General features: G+C 44.3%; 17 protein-coding genes and 2 pseudogenes. 10 read left to right on the top strand and 9 right to left on the bottom strand.

Features of this window, described 5'->3' with window-relative positions; translation table 11 throughout:
• Positions 1–78 precede the first annotated feature (78 nt).
• Positions 79–384 (top strand): hypothetical protein, encoded by a 306-nt coding sequence (locus HH196_RS10270; protein ID WP_169452028.1) that lies wholly within the window; start codon positions 79–81, stop codon positions 382–384.
• A gap of 10 nt (positions 385–394) precedes the next feature.
• Positions 395–1,009 (top strand): hypothetical protein, encoded by a 615-nt coding sequence (locus tag HH196_RS10275; protein ID WP_169452029.1) that lies wholly within the window; start codon positions 395–397, stop codon positions 1,007–1,009.
• A 56-nt stretch (positions 1,010–1,065) separates the two neighbouring features.
• On the opposite strand, the gene HH196_RS10280 is transcribed toward HH196_RS10275, so the two are convergent.
• The 3 genes from HH196_RS10280 to HH196_RS10290 all read right to left on the bottom strand — a co-directional run bounded on the left by HH196_RS10280 (position 1,066) and on the right by HH196_RS10290 (position 2,455).
• Positions 1,066–1,812, bottom strand: a complete 747-nt coding sequence (locus HH196_RS10280) for a class II aldolase/adducin family protein (protein WP_169452030.1) — start codon at positions 1,810–1,812, stop codon at positions 1,066–1,068.
• Between the two features lie 80 nt (positions 1,813–1,892).
• Complete coding sequence (locus tag HH196_RS10285) at positions 1,893–2,207, bottom strand: type II toxin-antitoxin system RelE/ParE family toxin (protein WP_169452031.1); 315 nt, start codon at positions 2,205–2,207, stop codon at positions 1,893–1,895.
• On the bottom strand, positions 2,207–2,455 hold the full coding sequence (locus tag HH196_RS10290; RefSeq protein ID WP_169452032.1) for a type II toxin-antitoxin system ParD family antitoxin: 249 nt from the start codon (positions 2,453–2,455) through the stop codon (positions 2,207–2,209). The genes HH196_RS10285 and HH196_RS10290 overlap by 1 nt, the downstream gene beginning before the upstream one ends.
• Before the next feature lie 652 nt (positions 2,456–3,107).
• Here HH196_RS10290 and HH196_RS10295 point away from each other — a divergent pair.
• From HH196_RS10295 to HH196_RS10310, 4 genes are all read left to right on the top strand, one after another.
• Positions 3,108–4,223 carry an integrase arm-type DNA-binding domain-containing protein gene (locus tag HH196_RS10295; RefSeq protein WP_248276924.1) on the top strand — a complete coding sequence of 372 codons (1,116 nt, stop codon included), beginning with the start codon at positions 3,108–3,110 and terminating at the stop codon, positions 4,221–4,223.
• 22 nt (positions 4,224–4,245) lie between these two features.
• Positions 4,246–4,902 carry a hypothetical protein gene (locus HH196_RS10300; RefSeq protein ID WP_169452034.1) on the top strand — a complete coding sequence of 219 codons (657 nt, stop codon included), beginning with the start codon at positions 4,246–4,248 and terminating at the stop codon, positions 4,900–4,902.
• Between the two features lie 77 nt (positions 4,903–4,979).
• Entirely contained in the window at positions 4,980–5,177 is a 198-nt protein-coding gene (locus HH196_RS10305) for an AlpA family transcriptional regulator (RefSeq protein WP_169452035.1), read from the top strand.
• On the top strand, positions 5,174–7,687 hold the full coding sequence (locus HH196_RS10310; RefSeq protein WP_169452036.1) for a YfjI family protein: 2,514 nt from the start codon (positions 5,174–5,176) through the stop codon (positions 7,685–7,687). Before HH196_RS10305 ends, HH196_RS10310 begins: the two co-directional genes overlap by 4 nt.
• Before the next feature lie 414 nt (positions 7,688–8,101).
• On the opposite strand, the gene HH196_RS10315 is transcribed toward HH196_RS10310, so the two are convergent.
• The 6 genes and pseudogenes from HH196_RS10315 to HH196_RS11645 form a co-directional block, all read right to left on the bottom strand.
• On the bottom strand, positions 8,102–8,752 hold the full coding sequence (locus tag HH196_RS10315) for a hypothetical protein (RefSeq protein ID WP_169452037.1): 651 nt from the start codon (positions 8,750–8,752) through the stop codon (positions 8,102–8,104).
• Between the two features lie 92 nt (positions 8,753–8,844).
• Positions 8,845–9,315, bottom strand: coding sequence for a hypothetical protein (locus HH196_RS10320; RefSeq protein WP_169452038.1), 471 nt, complete (start codon positions 9,313–9,315; stop codon positions 8,845–8,847).
• Positions 9,316–9,530: 215 nt separating this feature from the next.
• Complete coding sequence (locus HH196_RS10325) at positions 9,531–10,859, bottom strand: sensor histidine kinase (protein WP_169452039.1); 1,329 nt, start codon at positions 10,857–10,859, stop codon at positions 9,531–9,533.
• Positions 10,860–10,896: 37 nt separating this feature from the next.
• Positions 10,897–11,196 (bottom strand): winged helix-turn-helix domain-containing protein, encoded by a 300-nt coding sequence (locus HH196_RS11635; protein ID WP_371807856.1) that lies wholly within the window; start codon positions 11,194–11,196, stop codon positions 10,897–10,899.
• Between the two features lie 14 nt (positions 11,197–11,210).
• Positions 11,211–11,310, bottom strand: a pseudogene (locus tag HH196_RS11640) (DNA-binding response regulator); the annotation flags it as partial.
• Positions 11,287–11,565, bottom strand: a pseudogene (locus HH196_RS11645) (response regulator); the annotation flags it as partial. The pseudogenes HH196_RS11645 and HH196_RS11640, both read right to left, overlap by 24 nt.
• 102 nt (positions 11,566–11,667) lie before the next feature.
• Between HH196_RS11645 and HH196_RS10335 the strand changes: the two are divergent.
• The 4 genes from HH196_RS10335 to HH196_RS10350 all read left to right on the top strand — a co-directional run bounded on the left by HH196_RS10335 (position 11,668) and on the right by HH196_RS10350 (position 17,006).
• Positions 11,668–12,756 carry a tricarboxylate transporter gene (locus HH196_RS10335; RefSeq protein ID WP_169452041.1) on the top strand — a complete coding sequence of 363 codons (1,089 nt, stop codon included), beginning with the start codon at positions 11,668–11,670 and terminating at the stop codon, positions 12,754–12,756.
• Between the two features lie 79 nt (positions 12,757–12,835).
• Positions 12,836–14,866, top strand: coding sequence for a tripartite tricarboxylate transporter permease (locus HH196_RS10340; protein WP_169452042.1), 2,031 nt, complete (start codon positions 12,836–12,838; stop codon positions 14,864–14,866).
• The gene (locus HH196_RS10345; RefSeq protein WP_169452043.1) at positions 14,851–15,948 is read left to right on the top strand and encodes a 4-oxalomesaconate tautomerase; all 1,098 of its coding nucleotides are present in this window, start codon (positions 14,851–14,853) and stop codon (positions 15,946–15,948) included. The genes HH196_RS10340 and HH196_RS10345 overlap by 16 nt, the downstream gene beginning before the upstream one ends.
• A 77-nt stretch (positions 15,949–16,025) precedes the next feature.
• Positions 16,026–17,006, top strand: coding sequence for a D-2-hydroxyacid dehydrogenase family protein (locus HH196_RS10350; RefSeq protein ID WP_169452044.1), 981 nt, complete (start codon positions 16,026–16,028; stop codon positions 17,004–17,006).
• The last annotated feature ends 2 nt before the right edge of the window (positions 17,007–17,008 follow it).

Genomic DNA, 17,008 nt, shown 5'->3' on the forward strand with positions numbered 1-17,008 from the left:
AGCGCAACAGTTACTCAGCCCCATATTTTCATAATCCTTTTCTACACTGAAGTTGTTCAGAAATTAAAGGAGCCCCTCATGAATACACTTATCCTAGCTACAGCGCTCTCATTTTTAAGCCCGGCTGAAGCCGCTACAGAAACATCAAACTGCAAATCGTTGGAGCGATATGCTGCCGTAGTCATGCATGCCCGCCAAACTGGTACCGGCAAAGCTGACATAAGCTCATTGGTTTCTACTATTCCGGCAAGTTACCAGCCAGCACTATCTAGCATGATTAACACGGCGTACAAGAAACCTCGTTTTCTATATTCCGGTGAGGAACGTTTAAATTCAGTCAATCAATTCCGTACAGAAATTGCACTTGAGTGCTACTCAAAGTGAGGATAGAACAATGAAAAAGTTAATGTTTACATCACTATTAGTTTCGACACTGTCTTTATCTGCAAGTGCATCGATAACGCTTCAGTCAGGTCAAGTTATTGGCCCTGATGGGGCTATTTATGATGGTATGTCACCACAAACTGAAGCTGCTTTGCTTGAATCTATCGAACCTGGCGAGACTAGGGTGGGAGTTGTTAACAATAGTTTTTACGTGATTGTTAATGATGAGATTACAACTGTTCCACTCAGTGATTTGCAGAGCTTAGATAGTGATTCACGTCTTGAGTACATAAAGGATGCAATAAAGAGTGACTACCTCGAGAGCGGATCAATTGAGTTATCTGATTCACTCAATCACAGTGAGGTGGAGAGAGAGCTTGAACATCAATCTAGTGAACTAGAGTCAGAAATGGAGCGTTATTCTTCTGAGATAGAGTCAGAGATAGCAAAGCATGAGACTGAAATTGAACAAGAATTAAGCAAACATGAAGCCGAAATTGAAAACGAACTTTCAAAGCATGAAACTGAAATAGAGCATCAGTTGGCGGAGCATAAATCCGAGATAGAAAGTGCTCATGATAATGGCGCTGAACACGATGATCATGATTCTGATGGCCATAGTTAAGAGTGTGTGAGCTAGATGGTTACAGTTCTAATCGACATCTAGCTCACTATATAAATCTACTCCTTATAAGAGGGATCGATCTTCTCAATGATGCGGGTGAAGGCTGCAACCGCATCTTTGCCTGCACCAAACTTCGGGTTGAAGTTGAGAGAGTCTCGTACACACTTATTAAGAACATCTTCTGGTATCTCAATCAGCTCACCCATCGATGCAGATGCCATCTGCACCTCACATGCGCGATTGACGAGCCACATTAGAGAGAATGCTTGCGCTAAGGTTGATCCTATAACGACGGGTCCATGGTTCTTGAGAAGAAGTACTGGTTTATCGCCAGCGCTCTCGAGAATACGAATCCCTTCATCTCGATGAACTGTAATACCTTCAAAGTCATGGTAGGCAACCTTCCCATACAGCTGAGCTGAATAAAAGTTAGTGTAACTTAACCCCTCTTTCAGACAGCAAACCGCGAGTGTAAGTGTGGTATGAACGTGCATGACACAGTGCCCACCTGGAACTCGCTTATGTATCTCGCCATGGAATGTGAATCCGGCAGGGTTTATCGGCCAATCAGAATGGCCAATGATGTTTCCGTCTATATCGACCTTAACCAGATTTGATGCAGTAACCTCAGTGTAGTGGAGCCCAAAAGGGTTTATCAAAAAGTGCTCATCTTCCCCGGGGATACGAAGTGAGATGTGGTTATAAATCGCCTCATCCCACTTCAAGTAAGCGAAGATACGGTACATAGCAGCGAGTTCTACACGGGCTTGCCACTCTTGTTCTGAATAGGTTGCTTTGGTCATGGGGTGTGGTTCTTTTTTATCTGTTTTGCAGTGAGTATAGAGGGCTGAGGGAAGGGTGTCAGCGGATAAGTCGTTCCTATTCAACTCTCAGAGAAGTAGTTGATCGTATCCATGTTTTTATGTGGTATGCCGATCATGTCTATTGTCTCGTGACCTATTAGATAAAACACTACGTGCTGACCTTTGGGAAGGCTGTAGTAGCCCTCGCAGATATCTGTTCTATGCCTACCCAAGAATGGATCCTCTGCTAACGATTTGAAGCAGGTCTCTAAACTCTTTAGATAGTGGTTGCGCTGACTATTACCCCAAGTTCTTTCAGTGTATCGGCCAATATTTTTTAGATCGTCGTATGCGCGGGGTGTGACTCGAACTCGTCGAACCAATTTTTTTGACATCAGGACTCCGCATCCAAGTCGGCGATCAATGAATCCATCGTAAAGTCCTCGACGAACTTTCCATTTTTGGCTTGTAATGCTCCTTCAGAAAGATGTGCACGAAGAGCTTCTATCTTGCTCTTGCGTTCTTCCATTGCTCTTAAAGCATCACGAACTACTTCGCTTGCGGATCCGTAACGACCGCTAGAAATTTCGTTTTTGATGAACGCTTCCCAATGTTCACCTAGGCTTAGGCTGGTAGTTGCCACAATTCACCTCATATATTCATATTTGTTAATAATGAATATAGTTTTATGGTGGTTGTAATTCAAGCATGGAGCACATTTAGTGTTTTCATGTGTGGCTTCTCTTAGTTCGAGTGGCGGGTTTGATGCAGGCCTTCCTGGCGCTCGGTCTGACGGAGCAGACTCTGGTAAATAAAAGTGGCGGGTTTGATTCGGGGCATCCTGCCCCTCACCCCTTTGGGGCAACACTTTGTGTTGTCCAAAACTACATCCTTGTAGTTTTGTCGAACCCGCTCCGCGGGCTCTGTAACCCGCCACAAAAATTAAAAAGGGCCACTCCCTTCGGGGTGGCCCTTTTTAATTTTGTATGGTGGAGGTGGCGTCCACCTAGGTCGTGTCACAATTTGTGTTGGCTAGTATTAATTTGTCATTATAAAACAATATCTTAAATTGTAATTTATAATTTTTATTTCTCTTTCTGTCGCATCATGTTGCACCCAATGCTATTATTTTATGTGGGAGCTTATGTGGTAACTGAAGCTGTCTTTGTGGTTCAAATTCCAATCTTCCAAATTCGATAGATAAATAGGGCTTCGAAGTGCCAAAAAAAGCTAAAGAATTAAGTGCCGCTGAAGTGCGACGACTTACTGATCAAGGACGTTATTCAGTGGGAGGGGTGGCCGGCCTGCAAATGCTGGTCTCAGCAACCGGAGCACGCTCGTGGGTTTTGCGAACACAAATGGGACAAAAGCGCCGTGATATAGGTTTGGGTGGATTCCCTGATGTTACTCTAGCTGGTGCTAGAGACAAGGCGAGAGAGTTACGCGAAAAAATATCTAACGGTATTGATCCTGTGCTAGAGAGGAAAGCAGCACGTGATGCAATGCGAGCCAGGCAAGCCAAAGTGTTAACATTCAAAGAAGCGGCATACCTATGCCATAACGCGCGCAAAGATGAATATAGTAATGTTAAGCACCGTCAGGATTGGATCAATTCATTAGAGCGTCATGCGTTCAGTGTAATAGGTGAGCTGTCTATCGATGCAATTGAGGTGCCACACGTTCTTAAAGTACTTGAACCAATTTGGAAAACCAAAACTGAAACCGCGACTAGGGTGCGCCAGCGTCTAGAGTCTGTTTTGAGCTGGGCAACAGTTTCTAAGTACCGCAGCGGCGATAATCCTGCGCGTTGGGCCGATAATCTAAGTGAGTTACTGCCTACTCCCAACAAAATTCGTAAGGTAAGACACCATAAAGCATTACCCTGGCAAAAGGTGCCAATGTTTATGGTTGATCTACAACAGCGAGAGGGTATTGGCGCACGTGCTCTGGAATTCATCATATTAACTGCTGCGCGCTCAGGTGAGGTTCGCTTCGCTACCTGGGATGAAATCGACTTGACTGCTAAGCTATGGACCGTCCCAGCTGATCGAATGAAAGCTCGCAAAGCTCACAATGTTCCGTTATCTGGTGCTGTTATAGAGTTACTTGAAGGTTTGCCCCGTATAGAGGGTAGCAATCTATTATTCACAGCACCGAGAGGGAATGCTTTATCAGATATGAGCATTTCAGCAGTATGCAAACGAATGGAAGTTGAGGCTACTCCTCATGGGTTTCGGTCATGCTTCAAAGATTGGGCACGGAGTCGTACTGCTTATCCCGATGAAGTTTCCGAACTTGCCCTTGCTCATGTTAACAATGATGCTACACGCGCAGCTTATGCACGGGATGAACTACTAGAACAACGTTCAAGACTAATGAGTGATTGGGCTAAATTCATAAATTCTTTATAACTAACTGTTAATTTGATGGGCTATGGATAACACAAAAATTAATCCTGTTCTCGAATATTTAGGTTATGGTGATCTACCCTTCCCGTACACTGATCCTGAGTTTTTATCTAAAGCAGAAGATGAACTAGTTACATGGAAAGACCTTCCAGATAGTTATAAGTTGGCCGCGCTTTGTCATCTTGAGTTTAAGTTTCTTTATCCAAACAGATTTGTGGTTGGTTTTTCAAAATGGTTGATATCAGGCCATCCGATTCATGTATTAATAGATTTCGAAACGATTGAAAAAGCTGGAATTAGGGTAACTCCAGCTATGCAAAAAATATTGGCTATAGCTACCAGTCAGTATCTTTATGACCAGACACCACTAAATAATCCTACTAATAAGACTACGGCCAAAAGGGTTGAAATTCAGAACCAGGCACTTCGACTCGCAGCTCAGCTAGAAATTTATATAGGCAACTCTAGGTCTTTAGCATGTAGTAAGGCGTCAAATTACTACAAAAATAAGTATCCCGATGCTGTTGGAATTAGTCCTGATAGACTGAAAAAGTTACTACAGAAACCTCCAAGACACTTTTTGGAGAGTGTAAAAAAAGATTATCAATCATCGGACAAAAAATCGATAACTGAAGTAATACAGTCTTTAGTAGCTATTCCAGATATTGAAGGGTCATTTTGATTTCAGAATGACCCTGACTCTGACATAGATTCAGACTTACTATCATTCTTGTCATTAACTAAGACGGGAATTTATAGATGTCTACACATATCGAAACTGCTTATCTTGCAGATCATCAAGTTGCTAATCGTTACTCTGTATCAAGGGCCACTATATGGCGATGGGTTCAGAGTAATCGATTCATAAAACCGGTCAAATTGTCCCCAGGGTGTACTCGTTGGCGCTTATCAGACATTGAGGTCTGGGAAGAAAATTGGCTGGAGGATGTTTTATGAAAAATCTAAAAAACACTACCAACGGGGTAGAGCAGTTTGGCGACAGTCACCCCGTAGGCAGCGACACTAGCAAAGCAGAGTGTGTTGAGAAGTTTAACCCAGATCAACCATTATTTCTCCATGGACGTGGCTTAAAACAAACATCTGGTTTCGATTATGTTTCTTTCAACCAGATCACGAATACAAAACCGACTGTTGGTCCAAAACTTGAGGCAGCATTCTTTGCTCCTCATGATGGTTTGGATAAAACAAAGGAAGGTGCCCTTGCTGGCGCTTTCTCGATGCTGATCATCGATCACGACACCGGTGACCTCAGCAAAGAGAAGATCAAATCTATCTATAAAGATGTGTGCTTCCACGCATACACAACTTCGAATCATCAACAGAAAGATGAGAGTCATCCTATAGGGCAGAATCGTTGGAAAGTACTGATCCCTCTCTTGCATTCGATCGACTTTGTTGAGTTCTCAAAACTATCGATCGGTACACAGCTCAGATTAGGTGCGGATCCATCACAAGCACGGCCAAGTCAGGTCTGCTTTATGCCGAACATTCTCTTCAAGGGTGCGCCATTTGAGACTGTTAGCAATATAGCTGAAGTATTTGATCCCTGTGATCGTCATCACCCTTTTGTGCAGTCAGCCTTGGATGCCTATGACCAAGATGGGTCTAGCAAGAGAGCATTAGCTGAGAAAGCACCTAGTAAAAAGTGTCCAGCGACCAAATCCGGGATCATCGGTTTGGTTAATGATGCTTTTGATATTCGAGCTGTTTTAACTCAGTTTGGATATCAACCGATTGGCGATCGTTTTCTAGCGCCTGAGAGCTCAAGTGGAATTCCAGGTGTTGTGATCTTCGACGATACGCAACGTTGTTATAGCCATCATTCAAAAGATAGCGATCCACTAGCAGATGGATATGCTCACGATGTGTTTGATGTTCTTGTGCATTACGAATTCGGGGGTGATGTTGGTATGGCAGTGGCTCACTACGCTAAAGAACTAGACCCTGAAGGTCAAAAGAATCGTCAGAATGAATATAGAGAAAACCAAGATTGGCCTGAGTTACTTCCTTTTGGAGAGGCTGTACCGGCCAACTTGCCAGTAGAACTGTGGCCCGAGAAACTCTCAGACTTTGTTCAAGGTCTAGCTGCTCAAACAGAGACCCCTACTGATCTTGCGGCCGTCCTTGTATTGGGTGCTTTGGCTACTGCAGTACAACAACCATTTCTTATACAGTTAGATAAGAAAAGTAAGTATATCGAGCCTTTATGTATATACGCACTGGCTGCTTTACCCCCCGCAACAAGAAAGTCTGCTGTATTTAAGAAGGTGGCGAAACCTTTTATAGATTGGGAATCTCAAAAGCGAAAAGAGCTAGGAGCGGAGGTCAAAGAGATCGAGGTAAAGGTTAGGCGTCTTAATAAAAAGTTAACTAAATTGGAGAAAGATTTAGCTAATGCAGCTGAGGCTCAGGTGGAAATGGACCTGGAGAAGCAGATCAGAGAATTGGAGTCTAAAATCCCAGTCGTGCCAACTCTGCCAAGGGTTTGGGCATCTGATGTGACAACAGAGCAATTAGCACTGCTCATGGAAGATAATGCAGAAACTTGTGGGGTGATGTCATCAGAGGGAGGTATCTTCGAAACAATGGCTGGTCGATATAACCAAGGAGTCCCCAATATCGATCTCTACCTACAAGCCCATGCTGGAGACCCTGTTAGGGTAGATCGAAAAAGTGGTGCACAAGTAATTCTCGATAATCCGCGTTTAAGCATGGTATTGGCGGTACAACCGGATGTTCTACAAGCGATGAAAAGTAAGCCTGGATTCAAAGGTCGAGGTCTTCTGGGTCGTTTCTTGTATGTTGTGCCGAATTCTAACTTGGGTTCTCGTACTGGCAATACAGTGGAAATTTCTCCATTTGTAGAAGCGGACTATGCGGTGTTGCTTGGAGACTTGTTGGATTTTGCCTTCATGCAGCGAGACGAAGATGGATCAATTATTAACTTATCAGATTCGGCTTTTTCAGAATGGAAATCTTTCTGGCATGAGGTAGAACAGGATCTGGCTGAAGGCGGTCGTTTCGAGTATTGCCGTGACTGGGGAGGTAAGCTTCCTGGTGCAGTCGGCAGAATAGCCGGGTTGTTTCATGTTGCTCGTCATAAAGAATCTAGTGGTAATACGGCATTATGTGTTGAAGATATGACGGCAGCAGTAGAAACAGGTAAGGCACTTGCTGAGCATGCTCTTCTTGCCTTCGATCTGATGGCTGTTGATCCTGATGTATCAGCTTCTCAAAGGGTCCTAAGATGGATAAAACGTAAACAGTTGAATGAGTTTACTCGTCGCAAGGTCTGTCAGGATCACAAGAGTTTGTTTACCAAGATTGGGGATGAGGCTGGGGCACTTGAGATACTAGCAGAGCGAGGGTATATACGTAAAAAACAGGCAAATCATCCACGAAGTACTCTATATGAAGTGAATCCGTTGATATTAGCAGGTGACTGATCAATGAGGTATTTGGGGTAGAATTCCTATAGTTAACCAATCTAGTGCTAACTCGCTAGATTGGTTAAAAAATAATAATTAGTAAATAAAAATCACCTAAGAGAATCTACCTCAAATACCTCAAATATTTGGCATGAGGGGATGTCCAACCGACACGAGGATTTTCAATAATCGAATGCGATTATAAGTTCAATTAAATCATATGGTTATTGGGGCGTCCGTTGCGTGACTTTCATAACTATGCAAAAAAACACTACTTAATTACACAAAACTCCGAACACACAACCTATTTAAATTACTCCTTACTAGCAAACGACGTCTTTTGGCTTTTTGCTAAGTGAGTGACTAGTTCAGTTTAAAGAAGGCATAGGTGTAGTAGTGATTTTCTCTATCAATGGATCGATCTAAATCAATTTAGGTAGGATTGGCTTTATCGTAATTGAGAGCGGTCCATTCTTGGATTACTCGCTGTTTTACCTCAGGCGGCAGAAGCATACCGGTCGGTATCTCTACTTTACCGTCAGTCGTCACTTTTTTTACAACGCAGGATTCTGATGTGATCGTGTTCAGGACTCTAATTCGCGTTAGCGCTTTATCCGACTTGGTATCATCTGGGAAACGAAACCCACTCACCATAAGACGGTAGCAGCCGATCTCTGCAAAAAAATCTTCTTCTGTAAGAAGTTTGTAGAGGGTTGCTTTTAGATTTTGAATTTCTTTTTGATTCTTGTGATGGGCTTCTTTTGTTCGATTCTTTAACTCAATTAGCGCAGCTTTAGCTTCTTCAGTTTTTCGCTTTTGTTCGTGTAGGCTGCGTTTTAATTTTTCAGGATTGAGTGAGTGAAGTAAATTTTTCTCTTTTTCCAATTTATTAATGTCAGACTTTAAACGAGCTAAATCTTGAATGGTCTTCTTCAAGATTGCGGCATCCTTTTCGTGCAGGCTTTTCGTTGAATCAAGTTCTTCTTTTAAACTTCCAGCATCGGCTCGAGCTGCCGATAAGGCATCTTCTAATTCTAAGATCCTGATTCCTTGCTCTAACTGGAAATAATTAATTTCGCTCACTTAAACTACTCACTATTACGACAGTTTATACCCTATAACTTGATGACTTAAGATTGGGAGATGTGATACGAAGAGATTTTCGAATTTTGGCACTAACGATGAGCAAATTTTATCAAGGATATAGCGCTACAAATTGCGCGGTCTATTGCTAAGTTGAGACGTTGAGGACCAAATAAAGAGTCCGTGTAGTTTGCTTTACCCTCAATGCGTAGATGTTGAGTCGAATCTTGTTTTTCGTTTGATGGGATTCGAACTTCGATATCTACCCAAGCCTTAGTTGAAACACCTATAGTAGGATGTTCAATATTGGTCAATCTTATTTCCAGAGTATTGCTGCCATTTTTTGGTGTCAATCCATAGTTATCTAAATTTAATAGAGCTGCAAAGTGAAGTTCGAAATTTTCTTTGAACCGTGAATGAATTAGGCCACTTTCTATATCGCTGCTGACATTCAGATTTGATGACCGAATTAGAGTTAGTGCAGATTCTAACTTTGGTGAGGACTCGATAATTTGAGTGCAAGAGTTATAAGAGGGTAGCTCTGTTAGCGACTGTTCTGCCATTACGTTACCACTGAGAAAGCTTAATAGCATTGATAGAATTTTAAAGTTAGTTGAAGATGCTATTGTTCTCATTTTGTGCACCGACTTGGTTTACTGTCCAGGAAAAACATGTTTGGTTAAAATTGTTTTATACAGTCGAGAAATGAATCGATAAAACGACCAACGCTTCAAGGGTGTTAGTGTCGTCAGGCCCGGCCTTTAGATTAATACTACACCTAATTAGCGCAGGGTAAACTGAGAGTTAAACTTGCCCCGCTATTAACTGATTCAATTACTAGCTTGCCTCCATTTTTCAATGCGGCAGTAGATGCTATCGATAGCCCAAGCCCGCTACCCTCTGATGGTTGAAGCTGCCTAAAACGGCTGAACACTTTATCCGAATCTTCGGGCTTAAGATCTGCTCCATCATCTGTTACGCGTATGCAAACTACCTGATCTCGTTTGAAGGTTTCTACAGTAACGCTATTTAAACTTTCTCCTCCATGTTTCTCAGCATTATCGATCAGGTTTCGTAAGGCCTCCTCAATAGCCACCTTATCTGCCAAGGTCACAAGCGGTTCACCAGCTTCGATGTATTCGAATTCTATCCCTGCCCTTATTATTTCTGGTGCCATGTCTTTACATACATTAAAAGCGATTTCATTCAAGTTTACATGTTCAGCTCGTTCTAGGTCTCCAAGACTGTCAATTCGCTCTAGTGATAGAAGTTGCTGAGAAACTCTTAGGCCTTGGCGCGCAGCCTTTTTTAATTGATTTAGCTGCTCCTTTCGATCTTCCTCACTCTTCGCATCAGCGAAAGTGCTTACTAATGCGGACACTGCCGCAGCGGGATTTCTTAGTTGGTGTGCCGCATCGGATACGAAATCATGTTGCTGATCAAGGCTCAGTTTGAGTTGTGAAAGTAGACCATTTAGTAAGCGCATAGTTTCATCCAGTTCAGCAGGAACTGGTGCTGCAATCGGTTTTAAATCTCTAACAGAGCGCTCGGAGAGCTCCTTTTCAATTTTTTGCAAAGGTCGTAGCCCGCGTTTGACTGCAATCCACACAACTACGCCTAAGACTAAGATCAGTACAAAGAATAAAGCAAGTGTTCTGAGTGCGAGTTCAAACTGTAAATTTGTTCGTGATGCTACACTTTGCCAAACAGTGACAATGTATGAACGCTCGAAGCCGCTGATAGTCCCGATACTTTTAAGTGCAACCACCCTTACAGGTTCACCTCTATAGGTAGCGGTTGCGAAGACGGGTTCGCCAACTTTAAGGCTGGCATAGTCAAAATCTGCTGGTGGATAGGCATAGCCAGTAAGGTGAAAGCCTCCAGTTTCAGCGACATGGTAGAAGATCTCTCCGCCAGTTGCATTAGTAATAATGTCACGTGTTGCAACAGAAATAAGATCACCTGAAAGCGTTGCAGTATCTCGACTAATTGCGATAGCAGTAGAAAAAAGTGTTCTATCTGAAAGCTTTTCAGCAACGCCACTATCGTACTCATAGCGCCAGATACCTAATCCCACTGAAAGAATAGTGAGTGGGATAGTGATCATGCCCACCAATCTAGAACTTAGAGAAGTAAACTTCATGTTAATCAACTAGTTCCAACATGTATCCTAATCCACGAGCGGTTTTGATCATCACACCGCTACCTTTGAGTCTTGAACGCAATCGTGACACAAAGGGCTCAATTGAGCTGTCCTCGACGTCTGCTCCTACACCGTAAATATGATCTATCAGTTGACCCTTCGAGACTAGTCGACCTCTTGAATCCAGTAAGCACTCTAGTAGAGCGGTTTCTTTGCGAGGCACGTCAATAATTTCATCATCAATTAATACTTGGCGGCTTCCTTTATCAAAAGCGAGTCTACCAAAGACTTCCTTTACCACCAGATCAAGTCGTTGACGGCGAAGTAAGGCACGAATCCTAGCTTCAAGCTCTTCCATTTCAAATGGCTTTACTAGATAGTCATCCGCTCCACGATCTAAGCCAGTGATTCGGTCAGCCATGTCTGCTCGAGCAGTCACCATAATAACCGGCGTCATCACCCCTTTGGCCCTTAAGCTGCTTAGCAGCTCAAATCCATCCTTGCCAGGGAGATTTACATCTAGAACGATTAGATCACTGCCCTCTCTTAATACGAAAGCTTCTGCTGAAGTACCGTTGTTTAACAAATCAACAGCGTGTCCATTGCCTCGTAAGCGAATGGCAATGGCGCTTGCTAAAGCTTCATTATCTTCAATAACTGTAATACGCATCTAATCTCGCAAGCTTGGCGCAAGGTTGTGTCAGTATTATCGGCTTTGTTAAGCATCCAATGCAGACATTCAATTACAAATATAATACGAGGAGTATCTTAGATGAAACTATCTAAGCTTAAAGTAGCACTAACCGCTGGCTTAACTGCCGTTGCGATCTCATCTTCAGTAAATGCAGCCGTTGATTTTAGCGGTAAAACAATCGAGTGGGTTATTCCGTTCTCAGAAACCGGTGGTTCTGCTAAATGGGCTAACTTTTTCGCACCACTTCTTTCAGAGCAGCTTCCAGGTAAACCAACTGTGGTTGTGAAGTTTATGCCTGGTGCTGGTTCTACAAAAGGTGCTAACTGGTTCCAAGAACAAAAGCACAGTGACGGTACGTTGCTCTTTGGTACTTCCGGCTCAACTCAGTTCCCTTACTTGCTTGAAGATCCACGAGTTCGCTACGAATACAATGACTGGAATGCAGTTATGGCATCAGGTACAGGTGGTGTAGCTTACCTGAACGCTAAAGATGGCAAGAAGTTTGATGGTTCTGCAAATAACCTTAAAGGTGTAGATTTTATTTACGGTAGTCAGGGTGCTACTACTCTAGATCTTGTTCCTCTCCTTGCATGGAAAATGCTCGGTATGAATGTCGAGCCGGTATTTGGTATCAAAGGACGAGGCGACGGCCGTTTAATGTTCGAGCGCGGCGAAGCGACTATCGATTATCAAACATCATCTTCATACATCAAAGGCTCAGCACCACTTGTTGAGGCAGGCTCTGCGGTACCAATGATGTCTTGGGGTGCATTGGATGAGAACGGTAACATCGTTCGTGACCCTACATTCCCTGAAATGCCATCATTTAAAGAGGTATGTGAAGCGACAGTGGGTTGTGAAACTAGCGGTGATGATTGGGAAGCATGGAAAGCCTTCTTCATCTCAGGATTTGCTGTTCAAAAACTGGCATTTTTGCCAGCTGGAACTCCCCAAGATGTCATCGATACTTATTCAAAAGCGTTTGATGCTGTGCGTAAACACCCTGATTTCGCTAAACTCGCAGCCAAACATGTCGGCAAGTATGATGTATTTGTAGGTAAAGGTGCCGAAAAAGCACTTAAAAATGCAACATCTGCGCCAAAATCTGCTAAGCAAAACGTCAAAGCTTGGTTGAAAAATGATTACGGTGTCGACCTCTCTAAATAAGTCACAGGTTCTCATCGAACATCAACCCTGCCAGAGTTTCTGGCAGGGTGTTTCTTGTAACTAAATATCTGGAAATTCCATGGACTTTTTAACTGGAGCTGTACCTGCATTGGCAGATGCATGGGCTCTAATTATGCAACCTATCGTACTTGGTTATCTGTTCCTCGGTGTACTTCTAGGGCTATGCGTCGGAGTGTTTCCCGGTTTAGGGGGCATCGCGGGCCTTTCATTGGTATTACCATTTATGTTTGGTATGGAACCTGTATATGGTTTAGCGCTGATGATCGGGATGCTTGCTGTAGTTCCTACTTCAGATACATTTGCATCCGTACTTATGGGAATACCTGGTAGTTCAGCTTCGCAAGCAACTGTGTTAGATGGCTTTCCAATGGCACAAAAAGGTGAGGCTGCACGTGCTTTATCAGCTGCATTTGCATCTTCGCTGTTCGGTGGTTTGGTTGGTGCTGCGTTTCTAACTCTTTTTATACTTGTCGCCCGCCCAATTGTTTTGGCCTTCGGGTTGCCCGAAATGCTCATGATTACAGTTCTGGGATTATCAATGGTCGCTGTTTTAGCTGGACGTATTGCGCTAAAGGGGATTGCTGCTGCTGGCCTGGGCATGATGATTGGTACCATAGGTGTGGCGGATGCTGGTGGTAGCCTGCGTATGGCAAGCTATGACTTCCCATACCTTACCGACGGATTGAAATTAGTAATTGTTGGCTTAGGCATTTTTGCAGTTCCAGAAATCGTTTCTCTACTTAGGCAAGATCGTTCTATAGCCAAAGAAGCTCAACTTGGAGCAGGTTGGACTGAGGGTGTGAAGGATTGGTTCAACAATAAATGGCTATCGATGCGTTGCTCCATAATTGGTGTGATCGTAGGAGTTATTCCGGGGCTCGGTGGTTCAGTTGTTGATTGGATAGCATACGGACATACTGTTCAAACAACGAAAGATAAATCGAATTTCGGTAAAGGAGAGATCCGAGGTGTTATTGGTCCTGAGAGTTCTAATAACGCTAAAGAGGGTGGCGGTCTTGTTCCTACTCTCTTGTTTGGCATTCCTGGATCGGGTTCAATGGCGATCTTTATTGGTGCCGTTGCACTGCTTGGTTCTGGCTCTATCGAGGTAGGGCCACAGATGCTGAAAAGCAATCTAGATATTACCTACTCTATTGTCTGGCTTTTAGCTCTGGCAAATGTTTTAGGTACATTGTTATGCATAGCTGCTTCTGGCGGTATAGCTCGCCTCACAACTATCCGGTTTACATATCTCGCACCGTTCCTGTTTATGCTGATCAGCTTTGCAGCCTTTCAGTCTGGACAGAATTTTGAAGATTTATTGGCACTATTTGCTATAGGTTTGATCGGCATATTTCTGCGTCGCTTTGATTGGTCTCGTCCGGCATTCTTAATCGGTTTCGTTCTTTCAAATCCAGTGGAAAAGTTTACAAACCAAGCTTTTCAGGTCGCTAGCTTCCGCTTCCGTAAGAGTTTCGAAGAGGGGATGGACTATGTATTCAGCCCGATCGTAATAATTCTAATCATTATCACTGTTATTTCAGTGGTTGTTGGTATTCGTCAAGCGAAGAAAATCATGTCAGAGGGTGAGTCTGTTGCCGGGAGTAAGCGTGCGCCATTGCTATTTCTGCTATGCGTGTCGGCTTACATATCTTTTGCTGTGGTTGATGCTAGCATGATCCCGGATTACAACATGACTGATAAAATCGTACCCCTCGTTATTGGCGGTATCGCACTACTCTGTTGCTTAGTTCTTTTTGCGCAAATGGTTTTGCGACCAGAGGGTGATACAATTTTTGCCGATAAAGAAATTGCAGGGGATGATGCAACTGCTCCGCACGGACTCTGGGCGACGCTGAGCTGGCTTGCGAGCCTGATCATTGCGACTTACTTTGTCGGATTTATCCTAGCGCTCGGCGGCTTTATGATCAGCTTCTTTAGAATCCGGGCTCAATCGAGCTGGGGTAAAACTATATTATTGACGGCTGCGGGTGTCGCGTTTATGTGTCTGATGGCAGGCGCATTGAATCGTGATTTCCCACCAGGCCTTTTGCAAGGAGCGGTTGATCTGCCATGGCCTCTAAACTAACTCAAACTGCTATACCTTATCTTTTCATGCGAGGTGGTACTTCGCGTGGCCCTTACTTCAAGCGTTCGGACCTGCCTGAAGATCTAGATACGCTTGCTCAAGTTCTTATAGCTGCTACGGGTTCAGGGCATTCGCTAAATATTGATGGGATCGGTGGAGGTAATGCCGTCACCACCAAAGTAGCCATGCTGTCAGTCTCCGATGATGAATGGGCAGATATAGACTACTTCTTCGCTCAGGTAAGTGTCGAAGAGCAGTTAGTCGACTTCAAGCCGACTTGTGGAAATATGTTGTCAGCTGTTGGGCCTGCTGCTATTGAAATGGGACTCATCGATGCGATTGAACCGATCACAGAGATTAAGATTCGTGCAGTGAATACGGGTGCCCGAGTAAAAGCGCGTGTCCGTACATCGGATGGAGCAGTGGTTTACTGCGGTGATACTGCAATCGATGGCGTACCTGGCACAGCAGCCCCTATCGAGCTCACTTTTCTAGATGTTGCAGGTGGAGCCACTGGCGCTTTTCTGCCTACAGGCAAAACGCGCGACCTAATTGATGGTGTAGAAGTCACATGTATGGATGTTGCGATGCCGTGTGCTATCGCTCGTGCAGAAGATCTTGGCATAACAGGATATGAAACTGTTGAAGAACTAGATAAAAATGCTGAGTTTTTTGAGCGGTTTGAAGCGATTCGTATCAAAGCTGGTGAGTTGATGGGCCTAGGCGACGTTAGAGAATCAGTTGTTCCAAAATTCGCGGTTCTGGCTCCTGCCAAGAATGACGGAACAATTGCGACGCGCTATTTCATGCCTTGGAAGACTCATCCGACTATGGCAGTTACTGGGGGACAGTGCATCGCTGCTTGCGCACTCACGCCTGGGAGTGTTGCCGATGGAATGCTTACACGGCCGTCCGAAAGCCCCAGCAACGTCAAACTAGAGCATCCAAGCGGTAGTATGGACGTATTAGTAGAGTTTAATACCAACTGCGGCTTTGAATTTGAAGCTGCGGGCCTGGTGAGAACCGCGCGTAAGCTTGCCGACGGTAATATTTTTGTTCCCGCAACGATTTGGGAGCCCTAGGATACTCAACACCGTCAATTTCGGTTGGAGTGTCGAAATAAGCCTGAATCTGTTCGATGAAGTTTAGGAGATTTGTAATGAAAGTGCATATCCTTGATGATTGGTTCGATACGTTAAAAACTTTACCGTGTTTTGCAAAGCTGGACGGGCACGAAGTGACTGTTTGGACTGACCACGTTGAAGAGGTCGAGCAATTGGCACTCCGCTTGAAGGATGCAGACGCAGTAGTACTGTTTCGTGAGCGCACAGCTGTCACGCGCGAGCTACTGGAGCAACTACCAAACCTAAAGCTGATCAGCCAGCGTGGAGTGTTCCCGCACGTTGATGTGCAAGCCTGTAGGGACAACAACGTACTTCTATGTTCAAAGCTACCCAAAGGGGGTGGCTCACCAAACTACGCTGCAGCAGAGCTGACATGGGGGCTAATTCTTTCTGCCATGCGGCAGATTCCTCAGCAAATGCAATCGCTGAAAGCGGGTGATTGGCAGATGGGTGTCGGAAAAAGCCTACGAGGCCGAACACTTGGTCTTTATGGTTTTGGCCTAATTGGTCAGGCCGTTGCAGAGGTCGGAAAAGCCTTTGGCATGCGGGTTCAGTGGTGGGGCTCCGAAGAGGGGCGTGCGCGTGCAAAGGCTGCTGGAGAATATGTACCAGAGAGTCGCGAGGCCTTCTTTGCTAGCAGCGATGTTGTCTCCCTTCACCTTCGTCTCGTGCCCGAGACACGTGGAATTATAACCTTGAGTGACCTTGAAACGATGCGTTCTGATGCGGTGCTTGTGAATACCTCTCGAGCTGGTCTAATCGCCCCTGGAGCTTTGCTAGCTGCATTGAACTCAAATGAGATTGAGATGGCAGCAGTTGATGTTTTCGATACTGAGCCACTTACAGATGCTACCGATGAGCTACTGAATCATGCGCGCCTTATAGGCACCCCCCATATCGGCTTTGTTACAAAAGACGAGTTCAACAAACAGTTTGGTGATGCATTCGATCAGATCAACGCATTCGCTGCTGGTGAGCCGTTAAATATGATAAACCCTGAGATCTGGAAAGAGTAAGG

The organism is Marinobacterium sp. LSUCC0821 (genome assembly GCF_012848475.1).
In the GTDB taxonomy this organism is placed as follows: Bacteria; Pseudomonadota; Gammaproteobacteria; order Pseudomonadales; family Balneatricaceae; genus Marinobacterium_E.